Here is a 22,776-nt window from a genome sequence, read left to right on the forward strand (position 1 = left end):
TGTCACCCCTTGACGCCGCCGCTGGTCAGGCCCGAAATCAGGGCGCGTTGTGTCAGTAACCCGATCAGCACCGGCGGCAGGGCGGCAAGCACGCCGGCGGTGGCAATCAGCCCGTAGTCGGAAACCCGGCCGCCTGCCAGATCGGCAATGGCGACGGTCAGTGTCTTGGCGCGCAGGTCCGATGTGAACAGCAGCGCATAGAAGAACTCGTCCCAGGCCAGCAGGAAGGCGAACAGGGCCGATGTCGCCATCACCGGGGCCGCCAGCGGCAAGGTAATGATACGCAGCGTCTGGAACAGGTTGGCGCCATCGATCATCGCCGCCGCCTCGATCTCCTTTGGGATGGAATCGAAACCGGATTTCATCAACCAGGTGGTGAACGGGGCGAGGATCGTCAGATAAACCAGCGCCAGCCCGAAGACGTTGTTGAGCATGCCGAGATGAGCGAGACCCATGTAGAGCGGAACGGCAAGCGCGACCGGCGGCAGCATATAGGTGGCAATCACCATCGACAGTGACCAACCGACGGAAGGCGTGCGCGACACGGCCCACCCGGCGGGAATGGCAAGGGCGATGGCCGCGATCGTCGCCATGCCGGCAACGACGATGCTGTTGACCAGCGAGGCCGTGAACGCCGCGCCGGCGCTGTTTTCGATCGTCGACAACAGCAGCTGGTATCGGGAAAAATCCATCTGCTGCGGCCACCAGCGCAGCGGCTTTGCCGCGAGATCGGCAGCCGGCGAAATGCTCATGATGAACAGCCAGGCGACCGGTGCAAGGATGACGGCCGCAAGCAGTAGCGCCGAGAGATAGATGAAGACGGTGAACAGCGGGCTTCGACGTTCCATCAGGTGGCGCTCCCCGCGGTCTTTCGCACTAATATGGAATAGCCGAGGGCCAGCACCGCCACCAGAAGCGTGACGATCAGGGCCAGCGACGCGCCGGACCCGGCCCGCTGGAAGGAAAACGCTTCCTGATAGACGAGGATCGACAGCGTGCGCGTACTGTTGGCAGGTCCACCGCGCGTCATAACCCAGATGATGTCGAAGACTTTGAAAGCCTCGATGGTGCGAAGCACCAGCGCCACCATCAGGGGACCGGCGAGATAGGGCAGGATCACGAAGCGGAAACGGTTGAACGCACCGGCGCCATCCACCAGCGACGCGGCGATGACATCGCGCGGTACAGCCTGGAGGGCGGCCAGCGCGATCAATGCCACGAGGGGGAAATTCTTCCAGCAATCGGCGACGATCAATGCGATCAGCGCACTGCCGGGTTCGCCGAGCCAGGATCGATAGGCGTCGAGCATGCCGATCTGGGTCAGGGCGGCATTCAGTGCGCCATATTCGGGATTGTAGATCAGCCGCCACAATGTTGCATTGACCACGGTGGGCAGCGCCCAGGGAAGGATCATCATGGCGCGCAGCAAAAACCGGCCGCGAAAATTCTGATTGAGCAGGAGCGCCGCCAAGACGCCGATCACCATTTCCGCGGTGACCGACACAACCGCAAACCAGGTGGTGGTGATCAGCGTGCGCTGGAAATTCGAATTGGACAGCATCTTGGCATAGTTGGCCAGACCGACGAAATCGCCTTCGGTGCCGACAAGCTTGGCATCAGTGAAGGAGAGGCGCACGGTATCGAACAAGGGCCATCCGATGACGGCGATCATGACGATCAGGAGCGGCAGCATCAAAAGCCACGCGCGCGTTGTCATTGAGGTGCCGGACATGGGCAGCCCTTCTTCGTTCATCGGCTAGGGAAGCGTCCGGGCGGCGTGACGCCGCCCGGTTGTTAGATCGCGCTCAGAGGCCGCTGTTGTCGGCAGCCGACTTCAGCGCGTCTTCCGGCGTCGATTGGCCCAGAAGCGATTCCTGGATTGCCTGTTGCAGGGCCGTGGAAAGCTCCTGGTACTTTGGCGTGGTGGGGCGGGCGTACATGGCAGCCAGGCCCAGCTTGGCGGCGGCAACCAGTTCTTCCTGACCCTGGGTCACGGCAGGATCGTCGTAGGACGAGGCCCAGATCGGCAGGCTGAGCTTGGCATAGGCATTCTGCGTCGCCTGCGAGGTCATGAAGGTGACGTACTTCCAGGCTTCGTCGGGATGTTTGCTGGCCGTGGTAACGCCAAGGCCCATCGACCCGTTGACGGCGGAGACTTCGCTCTTGCCTTCGACGCCCGGAGCGGCAACGACCCCGACCTTGCCGGCAACCTTGCTGTCCGCAGGGTTGTTGGCCATGTTGTACATATAGGTCCAGTTCAGGGCGAAGGCGGCATCGCCGTTCTGGAAGACCTTGCGAACGTCTTCTTCCAGGAATTCCTTCGAATTCGGGTTGGTCAGGCCGGAAGTGTAGCTGGCAACCATGTATTTCAATGCATCGAGGCCGCCGCCATTCTGGAAGTCGGGCTTGCCATCCTTGAGGAAATCACCCTTGTAGGCGCTGACGAGGGTCGTGTAATCGCAGATCGCGGCTTCGGCCTGCGACCAGCTCCAGGCGATCGGTGTCTTGAGCAGGCCCTTGTCCTGAATGATCTTGGCCTGTGCGTTCAGCTCTTCCCAGGTCTTGGGCGGGTTGGCGATGCCGGCCTTCTCGAGAATTTCCTTGTTGTAGAACAGGTATTTGGTGTCGAGAATCCACGGCATGCCATAATATTTGCCGTCATACTGGACCGTGGTCCACGCGCCGGGCAGCACGCCGCTCTTCATGTCGTCGGTGATCTTTCCGGACACATCGACGAGCACGTTGTTGCTGGCATATTCGGCCGGCCAGATCACGTCGAACAACACGACGTCGTAGCCGCCGCCGGAGCCCTGGGCCAGCACCGTCTTGTCGTGCAGGCCTTCATAGGGAACAAATTCGAGATTGACCGAGACATCGGGATTGGCCTTGGTGAAGGCCTCGGTCATCGCCCGTACATCGGCTTCGCTATAGGCTGCCTGCGCCATGAACAGCGCATTGATCTTGGTTTCCGCCAAAGCGTGCGATACGAAAGCGGCACTGACCAGCGCTGCACCAAGCAGCGACTTCGTTATGGATTTCAACATTGATTCCTCCCGTTTACGTTTGCGCATATCCGCTGGCGGCATCGCCATCGGTTGTCGAACAGGCACACGGACAACGCCATGCGCTGATTGCGTCGAGAGCCGCATGAAAGCGTCTCTCAGGCTCCCCGGAACTCTTCGGTTCCTATTAAGTCAAATGTATTGACTTATTTGTGTTCAATATTCTACTGGAGTCAAGAGGGAATTGCGCATGAGAGAAATCCGGGCCAAGAGCGGCACCAATCACGAAGGCACGAGTGCTCATAACAGGCGGGTGATGATCGATGCTCTGCGGATCAACGGTGCGTTGTCGCGCGCCGATCTGGCGCGGGCGACGCGGCTGACCAAGCAGACGGTATCGAACATTATCGAGGAGCTGGCGCGTGACGGCCTGGTGATATCCGAAGATGTCGTCCGCAAGGGGCGAGGGCAGCCCTCGACTCCCTATCGGCTGGTGCCTGAAGGGGCGTTTGCGATTGGCATGCAGATCGACCGGCACGTAACGCGCGCCATCGCGGTGGATCTGGTCGGCAATATCCTGACGCGCGCGGAGGTCAACCTGCCTCCGGGCGGCCCCGCCACAGGCATAACGGTGATCCTCGATATCATCGCCAAGGTTCGCGGTGATCTTGCCAGGGTTGCCTCGCAATCCGAACAGCGTCTTGTCGGGCTTGGTGCTGCCATGCCCGGACCGTTTGGAATCGAGGGAGCGGGCGACGACCCCTGGATGATGGAAGCCTGGCAGAAATTCCCGTTGCTTGAGATGCTGGCGTCAGGCACCGGCCTTGATGTCGGGCTGCAAAATGACGCGACGGCCTGCGCCACGGCGGAGCGCATGGTCGGTGCGGCGCATGGTCTAGACCACGCTGTCTGCCTGTTCCTCGGCTATGGCATCGGCGCCGGTCTTATCCTTGGCGGCGAACTCTACAACGGCGCCCATGGCAATGCCGGCGAAATAGGCATGGCGTTGCTGCACGGCGTGGGTGGTACGCGAACACCGCTCGAACACCGCGCTTCGCTGGCATCCTTCTACCAGCACATGGAAATTGATCCGGCTGATATGGACGTCTACGCAAAAGTCACCGCTCTTGCATCTTCGGACGATCCCAAGGTCGCAACCTGGATCCAGGCGGCAGCCGAGGATTTGCGATGGGGGGTGCACTTGATCGAGACCATCTTCGACCCGCAAACGGTGATCCTGTGCGGCGGGACCCCGCCGATGCTGGCGAGACGTTTGATCGAGGCCATGCAGCCGCTGTTGCCGTCGATCGCCGAACGGCGGGACAGGCCGCTACCGCGCCTGCAGCTCGGCATGACCGATCCATGGTCGGTGGCTTTGGGGGCTGCGGCCGAGCCGATCAGCCGTGCCTTCGATCCGCGATTTTCCGCCCTCCTCAAAGGATGAGGTGATGTCAAATAAAAACGTCGCCTCCAAACTTTAGGCCGCCGGAAGCTGGAGTTTCCCGGCTCTCGTCACAATGGCCGGCTGGAGTCGCCACCGGGACAGTGCAGCAGGATCGGAGGCTTGCACATCCCGACCTCTTGATCGACCGATCTGAAGATCGAACGTCGAAGTTTTCATCCTCGGTGGCAGCCGAGGTCGGCGTGACTGTGCTCTTCTGACCGGAACGGTAGCGCCGCTTTTACCTCCTTCAACCTCCATGCCCGTATCAATCATCGTCGCGCTACGCACTTGGCTTTGCTATCATGCGAACAATGGCAGGATGTATCGGCTTTCATAAATGGTATCATCTATCCGCGGGCGGAAGCGCAACGGCGGTATACCCCGATGGTTGCCGCGACGTCCTGGTGGTGAGGGCAACTGGAGAAGCGCCCAGAGCCGTCCTTACCCAACTCGATTTTCGATCTCGTACTGTCAGTCTGGCGGCAGGGACAGAAGTAGTCGGCTATCGACTTCGACCCGGCTCTACGGTTGATGGTAATGTATTGCGCGCAATCTCTCTCGCACCAGAGAAGGCGCCATCCATCCTCATCGAAATTACCGCTTTGCCGTGTGAACTACAGGAAATGATTGATGCTTATGCGCTGCCATTGAGTGGCTTTCGTTCGATCTGTGGGAATCTTGGAGTGTCGGCGCGAACAATGCAGCGGCGATTTCGAGCGGCCGGGTTGCCTCCTCCGGATTTTTGGCGTCTGCTCGCCCGGGCAAGGGGGGCAGTTGGCGCCTTGCGATCAAACGTATCTTTGGCGGATGTAGCAAGCGATTGCGGATATAGTGACCAGGCCCATATGACTCGTGAAACCCTCAGGTGGTTCCAGCAGAGTCCGGCGCGAATACGTCGTGATGTCCTCGCCTGCAACCTTCTGTCTCAGCCGGGGCTTGGCAACTGGACCGGTGAGCAGATTTCGACCAAGTAGCCGTTGGGATCGCTTACATAGGAAGTGGTTTGCCCCCAGGGCTCTTCACGCACATCCTGCACAAGGATGGCGCCTGCTGACAATGCTCGCTGAAGTGCGGCAGATACATCCTCAGTCTCAAATGCCAGTTCGAAAACGGGTGATCTTGCGTTCGCCTTGGAGGGGTATTTCCCAAGTTGATGCATGAGCGCGGAGGAAGAGAATGCCAAGCGCGTTTCACCGGTTGCAAGCTCACCATAGTCGCCGGATCCATGAAGGAAGCTGCGGTTGAGAGCAAAGGCACGCTCGTAAAAAACGATCGAAGCCGCGACGTCATCGACATAGAGAATAGTGTACCTGAAAATCATGGAAAGCTCCCTATCCGGTCATTCCAGTGTCGTAGCGAACCGTCCGTTTTCTGTCTTGAAGGATCGCGACAAAATAAACGAGCCGGGGAGGGCTTGTTGTGAGAAGAAGGTATGGGCGCAGCGGTCGTGCCGGGTTGCGTTGGTCGATCATGATGCGCTCGGGCCTGGAGTCTCCACCGGCCAGCACAGTGAAGATGCTTGGAAACACATTAATAGGCCCTGAGCCTGGCGCCTGCAGCCAACTGCTGCAGGGCGCCACAGTTTAGGCGAATTTTTGGCATGGTTCATATCAGTAATATGTGGAGGGTCTGATGATTAGAATTTTTGCTGTATTTGCGCTTTTAAGCATTTCTTCGCCCGGTCTTGCGCAGGATTATCCGTTTCAAGGCTTGGCGGCTGACATCGCCGTGAACACCCTTCACAACACCTTGCTGAACGCTACTTTGCATTCACATGGCGAAACGGAAGCGAACGATGATGCACCTGGCAAGGCAGGTCGCTCTCGATATGATCGCGATCCCCGAGTTACTGAAAGGGCAGAACGTCAATTTCTTGATTTCATTCACAAAACCAGCGGACCTGCAGGCGCCGCGACCGTCAAGGCGGAATTCGCCAAGCGTAGCCCGGTCGAGTTATGGGCCAGTATGGTTTCAAAAGACGGTCTGAAGGCCGGCGATGCCGTAGACGCTGTTGCGGGATATTGGATTCTCAACTGGATTATCGCCAATCAGGCGCATGATCAGGAGTTTTCGACCGGGCCTGTCCTGGATCAGGTGCGCGCAGCGCTGGTTGGCAGTCCTCGGTTCACCAGATTGAGTGAAGCGCAGCGGCAGGAACTTTCGGAGGTGCTGATGATGAACTTCCTCGTTCAACAGGCCGTGTACAGCCAAGCGGTCACCGCCGAGGATAAGGATCTGCTGCGCCAGCTCAGTGCGGCTGCCGTTGCACGCTTTTCGAATGAAGCCGGTGTGAATCTTCGGTCAATCGAACTAACAGCCGCTGGTTTTGCTGCCAGATAAGGTTCGCAGGAATAGTCCTGGGATTTGCAGGTGCCTTCTTCCTGGTTTTGAGACAGGCAGGCCCGTGTGGGCAAAGACAATTTGAGCGACGGTCTCTAGTGTGACGCGATGTGTCGACGCGTCGAGCGCGATTGGCCGGACGTGTAGCTTGAAAATGGAGGCGGACTTGATCCTGCGCGCATTGCTGATCCCTGTGGCCATCGCTGCAGTCTGTACAACACATGTGCCACCGGTTGCTGCCGCCAACACCTCAACAGGCGCTTTTATCGAGGCTGCCGGTGAGATCGATGCGGCCAAGCTCGATGCGCTGGCGCTGATGGTCGAGACCGATCCTCGTGGTGTCGCGAACGAACTGCAAAGCAGTTTGGGTGGTCGCAAGGCCCTGCAACGTTATGCATCGGCCATGTTGGCACACAATCAGGCCAGCCGCCTCGGTCGACAATGGGCAAGTCTTCTTGCCGATCGCGCCGAACTGGCGAGATCAGAAAACAAGGATGGTGGCATCTGGTTTCCGCAGGTAGAAGACGCGGGCTTCTTCACCGGTGGCGTCGCCGTTGCCCTGAAACGTTACCCTGGCGCCATTCCCTCCTTTAGTGCTGGTGCGGGGATGGATGAGCCTGCCCCGGATCAGGAGGTTCAAGAGTGGTTGATGCGGGCTACCACTTTGCTGCCCAGGGGAGCGCGTTCAAGTTTTATCCAGGCATTGCAAGCGGGCGCTGTTCAGTAGCGAGGCTGGCCAGCCGTGAAGCGATCGCGACAAGTGTGCCCGGTTTGAAAACCTGAACAACCTCGCTGGCTGCACCAACGATCTCTTTTCAGGTTAGAGGGCGTGTTTTGGCTGCCTGTCTGTCCATTGAGCTGATGTCGTATTTGGAGGCGAAAATACCGAGTAGGCCGGGTTCGCAAATGCGTGCGTTGCGGACTTGCCTATGTCGGGGCTGAAGAACTCGACAGCACGGATGACAGCACCGTCAGGCGACTTCCAGATTCGACGACGCGGTACCGGGTTCCCCAGCTTCGGATCGTGACCCTGTCTCGCGCTCCGCGTGGGTAGCATTGAGGCGGCGGGCGACGACATCGTGGTTGAGCCACCGCACCGGACCGGTGGGGGAGGAGGATGCGCCGAAAATCAGCTGCCCGGTGGCTTCCACCACCAGCGCGCTCAGAAGGTCGCTGATCATGACTTTGCTGTCACGGTGCATTCCGGTGATTTCGTGGGATGTGCTGATCGTCAAATCGGCCTGTGCCTGGCTGTTGGGCATTGGCCATGCGGAGAAATCGTAAAACGGGATCATCACGTCGCTCGCCTGCAAGTCCCTGATCTTGCCGATCACGTCATCGAGCGTAAAACCGTCCGCCAGAAGCGCCTCGCATGCCCGCCACTGTTCGGCGGCCCATCGTCCGCCGTCTTCCTTCTTCAACGCCAGCAGAAGGGGTATGAGTGGCAATTCAATACCGGTAAACACGTCCGAAGAGTTGGTCCGGATTTCGGGGCAGTTATAGACGGTCGCCATCACGCCCTTCGACCATGCTTCCTCGGCGATGCTCTCGAGCCGCATCTTGGCGTAGCCCTGGGTGTAGTTCGTGTAGGTTTGCCAGCGGTATTCGCCGTCGATCAGGATTCCCGTGCCGTGGTAGCCGTAGGCCGTATACCTGACTTGGCCGCCGGACGCTTCGATGCGCTCGCGGATCGCCGCGCTGAAATCGATGAGGTGACGGAAGGTATTCGCCGAGACCTCGTCGAAATTCCGAAGGATCAACTTGCCCATGTCGCTGTCGAGGAGGGTCTGTGACGACATATGACGGGCGCCCGTCCCCTTGTAGATTCTGTTGGCCAGGACCAGGAAGACCTTTGCTTTGGGAATGCCACCAGCCATCGTATGGGCGAAGAAGACATTACGGCCGTCGGCGATCATGCCGTCCAGGATGGCCATGACCTGCGACAGCGAAGTGGTGAACCGTGCGGTAGCGATGGCCTGGCAACGTTCGATGTAATCCCAGTCGAGCTTGCTATGCTCCCAGCTCTCTAGCGTCATACCGGCCAGCAGGTCGGTAGGGGTGGGGCCGTTCACTGGCGCGTCGGCATCGAAGCCAGCCATCAGGGGAACGTTGATGATCGTTCCGCCCAGGCGAGCTTCTGCTTCTGCAAGTTCGTCGTCGGTAAGGGCCCGCAGCGCGTTGTTCTCGTCACGCCGTCCGACCGTGATGCCCACGATGTGCATTCCGGCTTTCCTGGCCTGGTCGAGCAGGCCGGTCGCGTAGCCACGTCCGAACAGTTCGCCAAACAGAACGAAGACGTCGCCCTTACGGAACACGGTGTTCTCGGAGATACATTCCAGTGCGATCGGGTTTTCCATGTCTTCAGTTCTTCAAAAAAGGGGTGTAGGGCACGCGTCCTGACAGTTGTTGGTGACTAACTGAACACAGTCGCCTCGAATGTGAAGTCATTTAAAATGACCGAATATATCGAACCGTGAGCGCCGGACGGCTTTTCGCCAGGGCACATGCCGATTCTCGGCGCCGGTTGGTGCGTCCGTCGCCGGGATTCAAGCGCGACCTGGCATTGCGCCACACTATAGGAACTTCGGCAACCTGAGGGGTTCGCTGGAGCTATTGGCAGGAGAAAGTGCTCGCTCTGATGTGCCGTGGTTTAAGCTCGGCGGGCGCACGCCTGCTTTACCGTGGCATGACCATCCCGAATGGCATCTGCTTTTTCTCCGGATGGGGCGACGGGGTATTTTTGCGAACAGCAGCGTAAACCATTCATGTGGGACTCGCTCGATCCCTTGAGCGGCGATCATGTGCGTTCGCGCTGATCCCGACGACGACACCGGATTTGCGGTATTACGGCTGCGTTTTGCCGCGAGCCTCGCCGTCGCGGGCTCGCATCCGCGTCTGCTCGAAATCGGGCCGCGGGACATATCGAAGCGTGTCGCCGTCGAGTGGGTCGCCCGGCATCTTGGCGCCGATCAGGCATCCACCGTCGCGGCTGGTGACGCGGAAAACGATCTGGAAATGCTGCAATGGGCCGGTATGCGGCTGACGGTCGCATCCGGCATCGATGAACTGAAGCGCATTGCGGATTTCGTCGCCCCGTCCTGCGACGCTGGCGGACTCGCTGTCGCCGTGGACTGGCTGATGCGCGGGCGCATGACATAATGGGGCGGCGCGAAGCCGGTAAGCTTCAGGCCGGCATCTCCATCAGCTGGCGTGAAAACGCAGTGCGGCTGGAGCGGGAACATGCGAAACATTCGGGCGAGCTGACGATGCCGTGCAACTCCTGATTTTGCGACGCTAGCCGAATTTGTAGCGTTTCCGACGAGATCCAACCCAAAGTCCCGGGTCTGGCATAGATTGTCAGATTGGCTGACGAACTCGGCAAGCGGGTTTCCCACGGTGCGACTAGAGATGAAAATCACCGGACGATTCCGGTTGGTAGATCACCCTCTCGATTCGAATGCGCCGGGTACGATCTGCGATCATCCACTCGATGGCATCACCCTCCTGATAGCCCAGGATCGCGGTGCCGACATCGGACAGGACCGATAGTTTCCCAGAGCGCTCGTCGGCTTCTTCCGGATAGACAAGAGCCAGTTCCCTTTGTTCGTCGTCCAGCTGCAGCACGACCTTCGAATTCATTGTCACGACATCGCGCGCGACCTGCTGAGGATCGACAACAATGGCTCTCTCGATCTCGTGTTCAAGTTCGACCATCGCCGCCCCTTCTTCGAACTCAATCAGGCTCTGAAGACGAGCTTTGTCTATCTCCGTGACGTAAATCTCGGCAGAAACTGCGATGGCGCCTTCGCGTAGGAGCTGGAGATACCGGCCAGAGGTCATGGACAGGGAATTGAGCGTTGGCGTTGCGTGCTTGAGAAGAAAGCCGCAGCGCTCAAAGCCCTTCAGCGAGCGCGTGTTGCTCGGCTTAATCTTGGCGATGACGCTCTCGGCTCGCATGTCGAGGAAGGCGAGCTTCATGCCTTCGCGAATGGTGCTGGCGCCAAGTCCGCGCCCCCAGTTGTCATGGTCTCCGATGACCAGGACTATTTCACACTCGGCGCCTGTCTTGACCAGACGGACGAAGCCGACAGGGGTATCGTTTCGGTCGTAGGCCATAAAGAAGCGGCCGCCTTGATTGAACAGATGTGTCAGGATCGGCATCTGGGCTCGATTGACGGCCTGTTCGATGAACCGAGACACACTGTGCGAATCGCTCAGATAGCGGGTGACGCGTTCATCTTCTAGCCAATCCATCAGGATCAGTGCGTGTGTCCGAGTAATTTCCGGACGCAACGAAACAAAAGGCTTGTTCATCTTCGCCACCTTGGTCGCAAGAATGAAAGCCTGTCACGGTCGCTGCCGTGCTGGTTCTTTCGGGTCAGTGTTGAATATTGGAAAGCACACCCTAGCAAAGATTCAGGCATGAAGGCCAGCGGAGAAGCGCCCTGCATGCGTACCGCATCAGCCGGTATCCTTCCGCGACGGAGATGCCACAGGGCCGATGATGACCGATATGGTTGCGTTTTTCCACGGCGAAGCGTTTTCAGAGCCCCTTCAGGAGCTCCAGCGCCGCAAGCCGGCCCGCGTCAACGCCGGGCGTGGCCACCAGATCGGGCATGCACTGAAACAGAGCACGGTCCAGTGAAATCCCTGCCTCCCGCGCTCCATGCCGTGGGTGGATTTTGCACCGCCGCTCTCACCTAAGTCAGAGCGCGCTACGCACGCGTTCCCAAGCGTTCGAGAGGTGACGGCCGAGCACTTCGGAGAGCGCCTGCCTGTTGCGGGTTTTGAGTGCAACGATCATCTCTTCGTGCTCGGACACGGCTGCGGCCCATTTTTCAGGCCCTCATTTCTATCGGGGCTGAATGCATCGGCAAAGCGGCGCATCAATCGCACCAGGTCGGCAATGTCCCTTTCGTCCCATGTCTCGAAGATCGCCCGGCTCATCCGCTCACGGGCTGCATCGAGCTTGTCCGTCATGAGCTTTCCGTCGGTCGTGATAACCGCTTCGCGAACCCGGCGGTCGGCAGCGCTGCCCTGGCGGGTGACAAGACCCAGACTGTCAAGCTTGGCGACTTGGCGGCTGACGGTTGTATAGTCCAGCCCGATCCGCTCGGCGAGTTCAACGACGCCGATGGGCCCCAGTCGCTCGACAGCGACAAGGAGCCGAAACAGGGCGCGATCCAGCGAAATCCCCGCCTCCCGTACCAGTTCGTCGTCCCGCTGCGGCCGGTTCATCGCGCTGACAATATCGATCAATGCTCCATGCAGATCTCTCATCATTAGGGAGTTGTGTGTATTTTGCACATTATTGTTTGACATCGAGCCCCTCTCCTATTATGTGCATAATACACACACGGAGGCGGAAATGACAAATGATTTCACTGCAGATGCACTCATCTGCGGAGCGGGGGCGGCTGGCCTGACGCTCGCCATCGAGCTTGCGCGGCGCGGTATCTCCTTCCGATTGATTGACCGGTTGGAAACGCCCTTCCACGGGTCACGCGGCAAGGGGATTCAGCCCAGAACACAGGAAATCTTCGAGGACCTCGGTATTTTGGACAAGGCGGTGGCAGCCGGTGGCATCTACCCACGCCAACGGACCTATCGCGATGACGGAAGCCACACTGATGCTGATATGGCGGAGATTATTCAGTCCACGCCGGCGGAGCCATACCATCTGGCGCTCATGGTGCCACAGTTCGTAACCGAACGCATCTTGCGATCGCGCTTGGCCGAACTGGGCGGCCTGGCTGAATTCGGACGTGAATTGAAGGGCTTCGAGCAGGACAGAGATGGGGTGACCGCACGTATTGCTCACAACGAGGGCGAAGAGATCGTGCGGGTACGCTGGCTGATCGGTGCCGACGGCGGGAAAAGCTTTGTTAGACGTTCTCTCGGGGTCGGTTTTCCAGGCACGACGCTTGATGCTCGTGCAATCGTCGCAGATGTCACGCTCTCAGGGCTTTCGGGTGAGGTCGCCCATCGCTTCGCCAGAGGCGGTGACATGAGCCGGCAAGTATGGATCGGTCCGCTCGTCGGCACGGATCTGTTCCAGATCCAGGGGCCGGTCGCAAAAGACGCCTTCGTCAATCTCTCCGCTTTCGGACTGACGAAGTTCCTAGCCGACCGAACGGGCCGGAACGACGTCATTGTCCGCACCGTTAGTTGGGCGTCAGACTACGAGATGAATGCCCGTCTTGCCGAGAGCTATCGGTTGGGGCGCATCTTTCTGGTCGGCGATGCCGCCCATGTCCACCCACCGACGGGAGGACAGGGCCTGAATACCAGCGTGCAGGATGCCTACAATCTCGGATGGAAGCTTGCCGCGGTTGTGCGTGGCGCCTCTGATCGGTTGCTATACAGCTACGAGGAAGAACGGCGCCCTGTTGCCGGCGCCATGCTTGGACTTGCAACCAAGTTGTTGGGTGCCCAGAAGGAAGGGGAAATGCGGCGCGGTCGTGAAGTGCGCCAACTCGACATTGGCTATCCGCTGTCACCGCTCTCTCTAAACTGCACCGGGGCCCGTGGTCGCCTCTCCGCTGGCGACCGCGCTCCCGATGCGCCATTGCGAGGCGCAGGAGGGCAAGCTGTACGTCTTTTCAGTCTGTTCAAGGGCGTCCATTGGACTTTGCTGGTATACGAGGCCGGGCAGCAAGCATTTGAGCTGCGCGAAGGCCTGCATACCCACCGGATTGGGTCTCACGGGGAATTCTCTGACGAGTGGGGGTATTTCAAAGACGCATATGCGCTGAAATCTGGCGACAGCATCCTGATCCGCCCGGATGGGTATGTCGGCGCAATCTTTGACGCCGATCGAACTCACGAGATCGAAGTGTATCTAGCAGAGGTAGGTTTGCTTCCTGTCAACGGAGATTGCAAATGAGAGCAGCAATCGTGTCAGCGATGGGTGTTGCGCCAACCCTAGGCGAGATGGGTCTTCCTGTTCCGCTGGGCGGTGAGCAGCGGATCAAGGTTGCCACCGCAGCAATCAGCCACGTCACCAAGGCTCGCGCTTCCGGGGTCCACTACAGCGCAAATGACGAGTTTCCGTTTGTTGTCGGTGTTGATGGCGTGGGCAGGCTCGATGACGGCAGTCGCGTGTATTTTGCGCTTCCCCGTTCGCCCTTTGGCAGTATGGCGGAGTTTGCGGTTGCAGATGCCCGCCTTTGCATACCCCTCCCGGACGACCTCGATGATTTTACTGCGGCAGCCATCGCTAATCCGGGAATGTCGTCCTGGGCGGCGTTGACAGAACGCGCCCGTCTGCAAAGAGGGGAAACCGTCTTGATCAACGGGGCTACTGGCACCTCCGGCCGCCTCGCGGTGCAGATCGCGAAATGGCTTGGCGCCGGGAAGGTCCTGGCAACGGGCAGAAACCCCATCGCGCTTGAAGAGATAAGACAGAGCGGCGCAGACGAAATCATCTCGCTTGGGGCCGAACCGGAAATTCTCGACAAACGCTTGATGAAGGAGTTTGCCGAAGGCGTCGATATCGTCATCGACTACCTCTGGGGCAGGAGTGCCGAGCGCCTCCTGATTGCCGCTGCCAAAGCTGGCTCCGGCGTATCCCCAATGCGCTTTGTTCAGGTGGGCTCTATCTCTGGTTCGGAAATTTCACTGCCAAGCGCTGTACTACGGGCGTCAACAATCGAATTGATGGGCAGCGGGAACAGTAGCGTGTCTGCAGGCAGGCTCATCGAAATCACAGGCGAAGTGTTGCGAGCTACAATGCCGGCCAATCTGGATATCAGTTTCAGGAAGGTCCGGTTCGCTGACTTTGATGCTGCATGGCCGAAGAACGATAGCACCTCGCGAATTGTTTTCGACCTCAGCCAGGGAGCAATGTGAAGATGGCTGAAGCTGCCTACTCGAAACCGGCTTCCCGTGAGGCCTTGCGTCGGAACTGGCGCATCGTGGTGCCACTCTTCCTGGTCGTTTGCATTTATTCTGCCGGAATGGCTTCGGTGCTGCCTATCCTGCCTTTCTACCTCCGAGACATGGGGGCAACCCCGCTGATCTTCGGCCTCGTTCTGGCTACGGAGGCGTTCACTCATTTTGTTGCCGCACCCACCCTTGGCCAGTTGTCGGATCGCTTCGGCAGGAAGCGGGTTCTGCTTGCAAGCCAGGCGATGGCCGCAGGAAGTCTTTTCCTGCTGGCGGTCGCGCCAAATGTGTTCATGGTGATAGTAGCTCGTGTGCTCTTTGGTCTGACGGGCGGCAATTTCTCAGCGGCAGCAGGTTATGTTGCTGACCACACTGCACCTGAGGATCGCAGGCAGGCAATTGGTTTCCTGACGGGTGGTGTCGGTTTAGGCGGAATTGCCGGCGCTGGCTTGTCCGGATCTCTTTCAGATACTTCGCTAACGTTGCCGATCTTTGCAGCCTTTTTCCTCTCAATCGTTGCGATGGCCCTTACTCTGTTTGCGTTGAAGGCCGACCAGGTTTCAACACCGCATTCCGGATCATACGAACGTGAGAAAATCTCGTTTCGCGCCATCGTTTCATCGCCGCTCATCCGGATCCTTATCATCGTGATGACATGCCATTTCCTGGCATACGGCATCTACAGCTCGCAAATGCCGGTCTTCCTCGCGGAGACATTCATCTGGAACGGACAGGCTTTCGGCCCACAGCACCTCAGCTACATCGTCGCTGCCGATGGCGTAATCAACATTCTGGTGCAGCTCTTCCTCTTGGGCTGGCTTGGCCGGCGATTTTCCGAACGTCAGTTGATTGTCTTGATTTTTGGATTGATCTGCACCGGCTTTCTCATCGCGAGCCTCGCGACAACCATCCCACTTCTCGCATTGGCGGTACTTTGCGTGAGCACAGGCGACGCGATGGCAAAACCGACTTACCTTGCGGCTCTATCCGTCCATGTGCCGGGAAACCGTCAGGGCGTCGTCATGGGATCCGCGCAATCTCTTGGCGCCCTGACAGATATCGTCTCCCCTCTGATTGGCGGATTCATTCTGGGTCATAAACTCTATGGCGTCTGGATCGGTGTGGCGATCGTGGTCGCTACCATAGGCGCGGTATTGGCGATCATGAGACTACCCTCAACTGATCCGGAAACGCAGAAATCCTAAACAAAGCCGCCGTTTGACAGCCGAGACACTCCGGATTGCCAGCGTGATGATGGCTCCGGTTCCCGATATCTCATGGAGTCATATGGATGAAGCTCTCTGCGCGAGCGGAAACTCAGCGAAACTTCGCGAAGACACCTTTTGGAGGCGCGCTCGCCGGCATCCTGATTATGGTTCTGGCCATTTCAAGTGGCTGCGTGGCACCGGAGCGCCCTACATACAATGCAACTGAAGCGCGTCGCGCGCAGATTGCCGGATTTGAGAATATCCGGGCGCACGTGGATGATCCCCGACCTTCCGCATCAATCAATGACCCCTGGAAACCGGTCATTGTGAAAGATAACGCCACAATGCTTGCCATTTCCGGGGGTGGCGCAGGTGGAGCATTTGCAGTGGGCATATTGTCCGCCTGGAGTGAACTTGGAACCCGTCCGCGGTTCGAGGTGGTGACGGGAGTGAGTACGGGAGCCCTGATAGCGCCCTTTGCATTCCTTGGTTCTGATTATGATGACCAACTCCGACGACTCTATTTATCGGGAGAGACAAAGGGCCTCATCGATATCGAATGGAAGGGAGCCGGTATCTTCTCTCCAGGCCTTCTCAAGGGAAATGCTCTGCGCGGCAGCGTGGAGCAGTCCATCACGAGTGAAATACTAGGTCGTATCGCAGCCGAGCATCGCGCCGGTCGCCGGCTCCTGGTGATGACGACAAATCTCGATACCCAGCGGGCCGTCATCTGGAACATCGGAGCGATTGCTGACAGCCGTAGGCCGGATGCTCTTTCGCTGGTTCGGCAAGTATTGATCGCATCGGCAAGTGTGCCCGGTATTCTTCCACCTGTATCGATAAGAGCAGTGGTCGATGGAAAACAGATTGAGGAACTGCATTCAGATGGGGGCAGCTCCGCGCAGTTCTTTACCGTGCCTGAACAATTGCTCGTTGCAAATAATGATCGTGCGAGAGGCCAGAGCCTGCATATCTATGTGATCGTAAACAACGCCCTCATTCCTGAGTTCTCCATGTCACGTGAGCGGGCCTTGCCGATCATGGGTAGGGCCTACGGCATACTTTTGAAATCACAATCGAAACACGGCCTTATCGCGCTGTATAATTTCGCGCAACGAGCGGGCATGGACCTCGATATCGCATCGATCGATGAACAGGTTCCATACTCCATGCTGGATCCGCTAAGCGCTGACTACATGCGCTCGGTGTATCGCCTTGGCTACGAGAAGACCCTGGATCGGCGTCTGTGGGCCAAGCGCCCTGTTTTCAGGGCCTCGGATCGGAGGTTGACGCATTGACCTTGACTTGATGGAGCGGGCTGCCTCGCAGCTCTACGCTGCAAGGTCGGCTGGGTCGAAAAGGCAGAGGCGCCAGCGCCGAGCAGCGTGCCAAGGGGCAAAGGTACCCTGAAACGACCAGAGGAGCGCATCGTGCTGGTCCATTTAAGAAGTTCGATATGCGCTTTCGGGGCAGGAGTGGTGAAGCCAGTTCGATGGTGCAGCGAATCGTTGATCGCGGTAACACCCATTGAGACGCACAGAGTATTTTGTGAATTCACCGCCCAAGTAAAGCCTATTGTTCATTGCTGGCTGGTGGTGCTGTAGATTCCCGGATCACCAGTGCATAGTCAACTTCGTAGTGTGTGGGTACCTTGTGGCCATCGAGGCGGGCGAGAATGTATTCGCCGGCCCCTTTCCAGGTCAGGTCCGTCGGAACATGAAGGGTTGTCAATGCTGGGCGCAGATGACGGCTCCACTCCAGGTCGTCGAACCCGACGACGGAGAGGTCTGACGGAACCTTCAGGCCCTTTCGCTCCGCTTCCAGCATGACGCCATAGGCGAGGACGTCGTTGCCGCATGCGATAGCCGTCGGAACGTTCCGACCGGTCAGGAGCTGCCGCGCGGCTTCCCGGGCGTCATCGAGCGTGTAGCGAACCTCGATGTGCCACGCTTCCGGTAGGTCCAGCCCGTTTTCGGCGAGCGCGCGCCGGAACCCGCGCATTCGTGCGCTGGCGCGGTCATTGTTGCGTTGGAGGGCGCCGACCACGCCGATGCGGCGGTGGCCGATCTCGATGAGATGCATCATGGCGCGGTGTGCGGCCGCCTCGTTGTCGACGCCGATGCTCGCATGCGGCTGGTTCGGATTGTAGATGCCGACATTGATGAACGGTACGTCGCGGGCGGCCAGAAGGTCGCGAAGAGCCTGATGGTGACAGTCGCCGCGCAGGATCAGGCCATCGACGCCGCGACTGAGGAGGTTGCGCGCCTGCTCCAGTTCCACGTCGATATCATAGCCATTCGTCGAGAGGATGAGCATGTAGCCGCGGGAGGAGAGGAACTTTTGCAGCGACTCGATCCCGCGGGCGAACATGGCGTTGTCGATGGTCGGGATGATGGCGCCGATCGTGCGGGTCCTGTTGCTGGACAAGGCTCGTGCCATCCCGTGCGGCACGTAACCGGTCTCGTCGATCACGCGCTGGATGCGTGAGCGAAGATCTTCGCTCACGCTGTGCGGATTGTTGAGGGCGCGCGAGACGGTGGCTGTCGAGACGCCGGATAGTTTTGCAACCGCCCGGATGCCTGTCTTTTCCTTTTCGTTGTTCATTCGATCGCCCGTGTCATGTAACGTTACATGTGTTCTGGGACGATCGCTTGGCTGATGTCAAACGGAAAATGCCTTGCAATGCAGCATTAATTTCCTTCCCGTCAGGTGTTGACAGCATGCTTGAATGCGGAATATGTAACCGGTTACATGAAGGTCGTGCTCAGGGAAGGTGCGCGATCCACCGCCGCCGAGCGGTTTCTGGGAGGAAGACATGCCGAAAAGCCGTTCTATCCATGTCACAGTTCTGTCGTTGCTCCTTGCCGGGGTGGCAACGCAAGCCTCTGCTTTCGATTGGAAGGCGCATGAGGGTGAAACAGTTTCATTCCTGGCGAACAACAATCCTTGGTCTCAGGCGGTGCTGTCTTATAAGGATGAGTTCACGGCGCTGACCGGGATTAACCTGAAGGTCGACTCCTATCAGGAGCAGCAGATGCGCCAGCGCCTCGTGACGGTGCTGAATTCCGGAAGTGACGAGGTCGATGTGTTTATGACCTTGGCCTCGCGCGAGGGGCAGCAATTCGCCGCGTCCGGGTGGTATGCCGATCTGTCAGCCTACACGCAAGGTGCGGTGGCTCCGGAGTACGATTTTGCCGGCATCAGCCCCGCGCTTGTGAAAGCTGCGACGTTTGACGGAAAACTGACCAGTGTTCCGCTAAATCTCGAAGGGCCTCTGCTCTACTACCGGACCGATATTTTCGAAAAATGCGGCCTTGCCAAGCCTGCATCGCTCGATGATGTGCGTGCTGCGGCCGAGAAGATCAAGACGTGCGACGCGGGCGTCACGCCTTTCGCCTCGCGCGGCCTCAAGCCGGCGATCGCCTATACGTTCAGCAACGTGCTGCACAATATGGGCGGTACCTACATTGTCGATGGCAAGTCGGCGCTTTGCTCGCCGGCTGGTCAGAAGGCGATCGCCTACTACGGCGATCTGATGCGCGAATACGGTCCCCCGGGCGCGGCGAACTATAGTTTTTACCAGATCTCGGCGCTCTATCGCAGCGGCCGCGCTGCCATGGCTTTCGAATCCTCCAACGAGTTGCGCACCATCATGGAGGGGGGTGAGCGTTTGAACGACACGTCCGTCGTTCCGCTGCCGGCTGGAGAAGCGGGCACCGTCCCGACGGCGATCGGCTGGGGTCTGGCGATTTCCAGCCGGAGCACCAAGCAGGATGCGGCCTGGTACTTCGTGCAATGGGCTTCCAGCCCCGAAATGCAGAAACGCCTGGCGCTGCAGGGCGTTGCCTCGCCACGCACCTCGGTCGCCTCCGAGGAGGAATACAAGGCCTGGATCGCGGAGGCTCCGGTGCGGGCAAGCTGGCAGGCGGCTCTTGGCGTTCTGGCTTCCGATGGGTCGTCCGAGGTCGGTTACCCGATCATCGCGAACCCGGAATCGCGCGACTATATTGGCCAGGCCGTGCAGGACGTGCTTCTCGGGCAGCGGTCCGTCGAAGAGGCGTGTGCTGCCGCCGATAGCGCGCTCGATGGGCTGATCGCACGCAAGTGACGCATCCGCCGGGCCCTGCTTCGGTCGGGCCCGGTATGCGGCGATATCGTTCAATGGAAAGACCGACAATGACTCCAGGCTCGACCAACAGCCAGAGACGGCAGCTTGCTGCCCTGTCCGCACCGGCGGTCATCTTCACCGTCGCGATGATCGCCTTCCCGGTGGTCTACACGATCTGGCTCGGCTTTCATTCGTTCTCATCGACGGGTGAGGCAAGTTTCTCGGGTGTCGCGAACTACTCGACGCTCGTTGCCGACGGTGAATTCTGGAACGGACTCTACGTCACTTTCGCGCTCTATTTTCTGTCCATGGTCCTGCAGCTTGTCGCCGGCATCTATCTCGCCATGCTGCTGTTTCATTCCAAGCGCCTGTCGGGTCTGCTGCGTTCGCTGCTGATCTCGCCCTTCATGATGCCGCCGGTGGTGGCCGGAATGATGTGGCTCGTCATTCTCGACCCATCCTTGGGTGCCGCAAATTATCTCCTGGAGTGCCTTGGCCTTCCGGCTTCGGAGTGGCTGGCCTCGCCGACCTGGGTGATCCCGACCATCGCCCTGATCGACACTTGGCAGTGGGCGCCCTATGTCGCGCTGATCGTGCTCGGCGGGCTGCAGTCCCTGCCGCCGAGTGTCTACGAAGCCGCCCAGATCGACGGTGCCACGCCGTTCCGCATCTTCCGTCGCATCACGCTGCCCCTGCTTTTGCCGACTATCGTCACGGCCGCCGTGCTGCGGAGCGTCGATCTGCTGCGCTTCTTCGACATCATTTACATCACCACCCAGGGTGGGCCGGGCAATGCCTCGAACACGCTCAATATCTATGGTTTTCGGGTGGGCTTCGAGTTCTTCAACATCGGCTATGCCAGCGCGCTCATGATCACGCTTTCGGCCATCGTGCTGGCCGCCGTACTCGTGCTCAACCGCCTGCGCAATGCGGTCGCCTGGTAAGGAGATGACGATGAACGATCATGCAAATCCGGGCCGCTGGCTCCATTGGCTGAACACGATCCAACTGACAATCGCGGGCATTCTGATCCTGGCGCCGACTGTCTGGATGGTGCTCTCCTCCTTCAAGCCGTCCTTCGAGGTCACGGCCTATCCGCCGACGCTGTTCTTCCAGCCGACCTTCGAGAACTACGTCACGCTTTGGCAGACGACGCCGTTCCTATCCTATGCGGTCAACAGCTTCGTCGTGACCATCGGCTCGACACTGCTCGGACTTGTCTTCGGCATTCCGGCTGCCTTCGCCGTCTCCTGGTCGCGTGTCACCTGGCCGGCTATCCTGACGCTTGCCGCCCGCATGGCGCCCGGCACGCTTTTCCTGCTGCCCTGGTACATCATGTTCCGCGAGGTCGGGTTGATCGGCTCGTACACGGCGCTGATCCTCAGCCACGCGGTCATCACCATGCCGATCGTCACCTGGGTGCTGCTGCCATTCTTCGACAATATCCCGCGCAGTGTCTTCGAGGCAGCGCAAATGGATGGCTGCTCGGTGACCCGTATTCTCTGGCGCATCGCCATGCCGCTCGTCGGCTCCGGCGTCGCGGTCGCGTCGATCCTCGCCTTCGTCTTCTCGTGGAACTTCTTCCTCTTTTCGCTGATCCTGTCGAATTCCGACACGAAGACGCTGATTGCTGCCGCCTTCAACTTCGTCGGTGAAGGCTCGACCCAGTGGGGTTCGCTGATGGCGGCCGCCACGCTCATCGCGCTGCCGCCGCTCGCGCTCGCGATCCTCGTCCAGCGTTGGCTCGTTGCAGGGCTGACCCTCGGTGCCGTCAAGGGATGACCAGGATGACTGACAGAAAAAATGCCCGCATGCGCGCTTCCGTCTTTCACGGCGATCGCAGGATCACCATCGAGACGCAGGACCTGCCGCCTGTCGGGGACGGTGAGGTTCTGGTCAAGGTATTGCGCACCGCACTCTGTGGCTCGGATTTCAAACTCTGGTACAAGGGGGCGGAATTCACTGCCGGCCACGAAATCTTCGGTGTGGTCGAACAACCCGGCCATCCGCGCCACGGCGAGCGCTGCGCGGTCTATATCCCGGTCCATTGCGGTCACTGCGATGCCTGCGCCGCGGGCGACACGCAGATGTGCCTGGAAGTATCGAGCCTGATCGGCTGGAACCGGCCGGGAGGCTATGCCGAATATGTGCCGGTTCCGGAAAACTGCCTGCTGCCCGTCCCCGATGACATCGAGGACGATCTTGCGCCGTTGTTGCTCGACACGATCGGCACGTCTGCCCACGCCGTCCGTTTCGCCATGCCGCTGGTTCCTCCCCAAGGGTCTGTGCCGGTCCTCGTGACCGGCGCAGGCCCGGTCGGGCTCGGCGTGGTGCTGGCACTTTCCAGTCTCGGCTACGAGGACATCCATGTCAGCGACCCGAACGAGGAGCGGCTCGCCATTGCCGTCTCCTTCGGCGCGAAACCCCATCCGGTCGGCACGCGCGACAAGCGCTTCAAACTGATCTTTGAATGCTCCGGTGCCCATGCCGCCCGCAATCTCGGCATCGAACTGGTTCTGCCGCGCGGGGCGTTGATGCTGGTTGGCGAGAATGCTGCGCCCTGGACCATCGAGGAAGGCAAGATCTTCCGCCGCAAGGACTTCTACATGATCCGCACATTCTATTTCCCGGTCGGCGACTTTGCGCCGAATGTCGAGTTGCTGCGCGCCAACAAGGAGCGCTATCGCCGGCTCGTCGATGCCGCTTTCGGTCTCGACGACCTGCCGGAGAATTTCGCCCGCTTCGCCGAAGGCAAGCTCATCAAGCCCGTCCTTTCGTTTGGGTGAC

Annotated in this window: 22 protein-coding genes and 1 pseudogene; 14 read left to right on the plus strand and 9 right to left on the minus strand. The window is 59.3% G+C overall.

Features of this window, described 5'->3' with window-relative positions; all coding sequences use genetic code 11:
- Positions 1-2: 2 nt before the first annotated feature.
- The 3 genes from WA950_RS17785 to WA950_RS17795 all read right to left on the minus strand — a co-directional run bounded on the left by WA950_RS17785 (position 3) and on the right by WA950_RS17795 (position 3,044).
- The gene (locus WA950_RS17785; RefSeq protein WP_424553053.1) at positions 3-848 is read right to left on the minus strand and encodes a carbohydrate ABC transporter permease; all 846 of its coding nucleotides are present in this window, start codon (positions 846-848) and stop codon (positions 3-5) included.
- Positions 848-1,732: a carbohydrate ABC transporter permease gene (locus WA950_RS17790; protein ID WP_424553054.1), complete on the minus strand. Its 885-nt coding sequence runs from the start codon at positions 1,730-1,732 to the stop codon at positions 848-850. The genes WA950_RS17785 and WA950_RS17790 overlap by 1 nt, the downstream gene beginning before the upstream one ends.
- Positions 1,733-1,805: 73 nt before the next feature.
- Entirely contained in the window at positions 1,806-3,044 is a 1,239-nt protein-coding gene (locus WA950_RS17795; protein WP_424553055.1) for an extracellular solute-binding protein, read from the minus strand.
- A gap of 208 nt (positions 3,045-3,252) precedes the next feature.
- On the opposite strand from WA950_RS17795, the gene WA950_RS17800 reads away from it, so the two are divergent.
- Positions 3,253-4,446: an ROK family protein gene (locus WA950_RS17800; RefSeq protein WP_424553056.1), complete on the plus strand. Its 1,194-nt coding sequence runs from the start codon at positions 3,253-3,255 to the stop codon at positions 4,444-4,446.
- 623 nt (positions 4,447-5,069) lie between these two features.
- On the plus strand, positions 5,070-5,420 hold the full coding sequence (locus tag WA950_RS17805) for a helix-turn-helix domain-containing protein (protein WP_424553057.1): 351 nt from the start codon (positions 5,070-5,072) through the stop codon (positions 5,418-5,420).
- Here the strand turns inward: WA950_RS17805 and WA950_RS17810 are convergent.
- Positions 5,372-5,767, minus strand: coding sequence for a VOC family protein (locus WA950_RS17810; protein ID WP_424553058.1), 396 nt, complete (start codon positions 5,765-5,767; stop codon positions 5,372-5,374). The two genes, WA950_RS17805 and WA950_RS17810, sit on opposite strands and share 49 nt — an antisense overlap.
- Before the next feature lie 311 nt (positions 5,768-6,078).
- Here WA950_RS17810 and WA950_RS17815 point away from each other — a divergent pair, with 311 nt between their 5' ends.
- Together WA950_RS17815 and WA950_RS17820 are read left to right on the plus strand one after the other, a co-directional pair.
- Entirely contained in the window at positions 6,079-6,786 is a 708-nt protein-coding gene (locus WA950_RS17815) for a DUF6683 family protein (RefSeq protein ID WP_424553059.1), read from the plus strand.
- A gap of 166 nt (positions 6,787-6,952) precedes the next feature.
- A complete protein-coding gene (locus WA950_RS17820; protein ID WP_424553060.1) occupies positions 6,953-7,513 on the plus strand; it encodes a hypothetical protein in 561 nt (186 codons plus the stop codon).
- Between the two features lie 244 nt (positions 7,514-7,757).
- On the opposite strand, the gene WA950_RS17825 is transcribed toward WA950_RS17820, so the two are convergent.
- Complete coding sequence (locus WA950_RS17825) at positions 7,758-9,143, minus strand: enoyl ACP reductase FabMG family protein (RefSeq protein ID WP_424553061.1); 1,386 nt, start codon at positions 9,141-9,143, stop codon at positions 7,758-7,760.
- A 442-nt stretch (positions 9,144-9,585) separates the two neighbouring features.
- Between WA950_RS17825 and WA950_RS17830 the strand changes: the two genes are divergently transcribed.
- Positions 9,586-9,945 (plus strand): HAD-IIB family hydrolase, encoded by a 360-nt coding sequence (locus WA950_RS17830; RefSeq protein WP_424553062.1) that lies wholly within the window; start codon positions 9,586-9,588, stop codon positions 9,943-9,945.
- 243 nt (positions 9,946-10,188) lie between these two features.
- On the opposite strand, the gene WA950_RS17835 is transcribed toward WA950_RS17830, so the two are convergent.
- Positions 10,189-11,100, minus strand: coding sequence for a GNAT family N-acetyltransferase (locus WA950_RS17835; protein ID WP_424553063.1), 912 nt, complete (start codon positions 11,098-11,100; stop codon positions 10,189-10,191).
- A 187-nt stretch (positions 11,101-11,287) separates the two neighbouring features.
- Here WA950_RS17835 and WA950_RS17840 point away from each other — a divergent pair, with 187 nt between their 5' ends.
- Positions 11,288-11,431, plus strand: a complete 144-nt coding sequence (locus WA950_RS17840) for a hypothetical protein (protein ID WP_424553064.1) — start codon at positions 11,288-11,290, stop codon at positions 11,429-11,431.
- Between the two features lie 60 nt (positions 11,432-11,491).
- On the opposite strand, the pseudogene WA950_RS17845 reads toward WA950_RS17840, so the two are convergent.
- Together WA950_RS17845 and WA950_RS17850 are read right to left on the minus strand one after the other, a co-directional pair.
- Positions 11,492-11,632 (minus strand): annotated as a pseudogene (locus WA950_RS17845) (GntR family transcriptional regulator); the annotation flags it as partial.
- Positions 11,587-12,108 carry a MarR family winged helix-turn-helix transcriptional regulator gene (locus WA950_RS17850; RefSeq protein ID WP_424553065.1) on the minus strand — a complete coding sequence of 174 codons (522 nt, stop codon included), beginning with the start codon at positions 12,106-12,108 and terminating at the stop codon, positions 11,587-11,589. The gene WA950_RS17850 and the pseudogene WA950_RS17845, both read right to left, overlap by 46 nt.
- Before the next feature lie 46 nt (positions 12,109-12,154).
- Here WA950_RS17850 and WA950_RS17855 point away from each other — a divergent pair, with 46 nt between their 5' ends.
- From WA950_RS17855 to WA950_RS17870, 4 genes are all read left to right on the plus strand, one after another.
- Positions 12,155-13,672, plus strand: coding sequence for an FAD-dependent oxidoreductase (locus WA950_RS17855; RefSeq protein ID WP_424553066.1), 1,518 nt, complete (start codon positions 12,155-12,157; stop codon positions 13,670-13,672).
- On the plus strand, positions 13,669-14,637 hold the full coding sequence (locus tag WA950_RS17860; protein ID WP_424553067.1) for a quinone oxidoreductase family protein: 969 nt from the start codon (positions 13,669-13,671) through the stop codon (positions 14,635-14,637). Before WA950_RS17855 ends, WA950_RS17860 begins: the two co-directional genes overlap by 4 nt.
- Positions 14,638-14,639: 2 nt before the next feature.
- A complete protein-coding gene (locus tag WA950_RS17865; RefSeq protein ID WP_424553068.1) occupies positions 14,640-15,878 on the plus strand; it encodes an MFS transporter in 1,239 nt (412 codons plus the stop codon).
- Positions 15,879-15,964: 86 nt separating this feature from the next.
- Positions 15,965-17,179 (plus strand): patatin-like phospholipase family protein, encoded by a 1,215-nt coding sequence (locus WA950_RS17870; RefSeq protein WP_424553069.1) that lies wholly within the window; start codon positions 15,965-15,967, stop codon positions 17,177-17,179.
- A gap of 274 nt (positions 17,180-17,453) precedes the next feature.
- On the opposite strand, the gene WA950_RS17875 is transcribed toward WA950_RS17870, so the two are convergent.
- Positions 17,454-18,485, minus strand: a complete 1,032-nt coding sequence (locus WA950_RS17875) for a LacI family DNA-binding transcriptional regulator (protein WP_424553070.1) — start codon at positions 18,483-18,485, stop codon at positions 17,454-17,456.
- Positions 18,486-18,696: 211 nt separating this feature from the next.
- Between WA950_RS17875 and WA950_RS17880 the strand changes: the two genes are divergently transcribed.
- The 4 genes from WA950_RS17880 (at position 18,697) to WA950_RS17895 (ending at position 22,775) form a co-directional block, all read left to right on the plus strand.
- Positions 18,697-19,989: an ABC transporter substrate-binding protein gene (locus WA950_RS17880; RefSeq protein ID WP_424553071.1), complete on the plus strand. Its 1,293-nt coding sequence runs from the start codon at positions 18,697-18,699 to the stop codon at positions 19,987-19,989.
- Between the two features lie 68 nt (positions 19,990-20,057).
- Positions 20,058-20,933, plus strand: a complete 876-nt coding sequence (locus WA950_RS17885; RefSeq protein WP_424553072.1) for a carbohydrate ABC transporter permease — start codon at positions 20,058-20,060, stop codon at positions 20,931-20,933.
- Positions 20,934-20,943: 10 nt separating this feature from the next.
- Positions 20,944-21,771, plus strand: a complete 828-nt coding sequence (locus WA950_RS17890; RefSeq protein ID WP_424553073.1) for a carbohydrate ABC transporter permease — start codon at positions 20,944-20,946, stop codon at positions 21,769-21,771.
- 5 nt (positions 21,772-21,776) lie between these two features.
- Positions 21,777-22,775, plus strand: coding sequence for an alcohol dehydrogenase catalytic domain-containing protein (locus WA950_RS17895; protein ID WP_424553074.1), 999 nt, complete (start codon positions 21,777-21,779; stop codon positions 22,773-22,775).
- The last annotated feature ends 1 nt before the right edge of the window (position 22,776 follow it).

This window comes from Shinella sp. (assembly GCF_049651085.1).
Classification (GTDB): Bacteria; Pseudomonadota; Alphaproteobacteria; order Rhizobiales; family Rhizobiaceae; genus Shinella.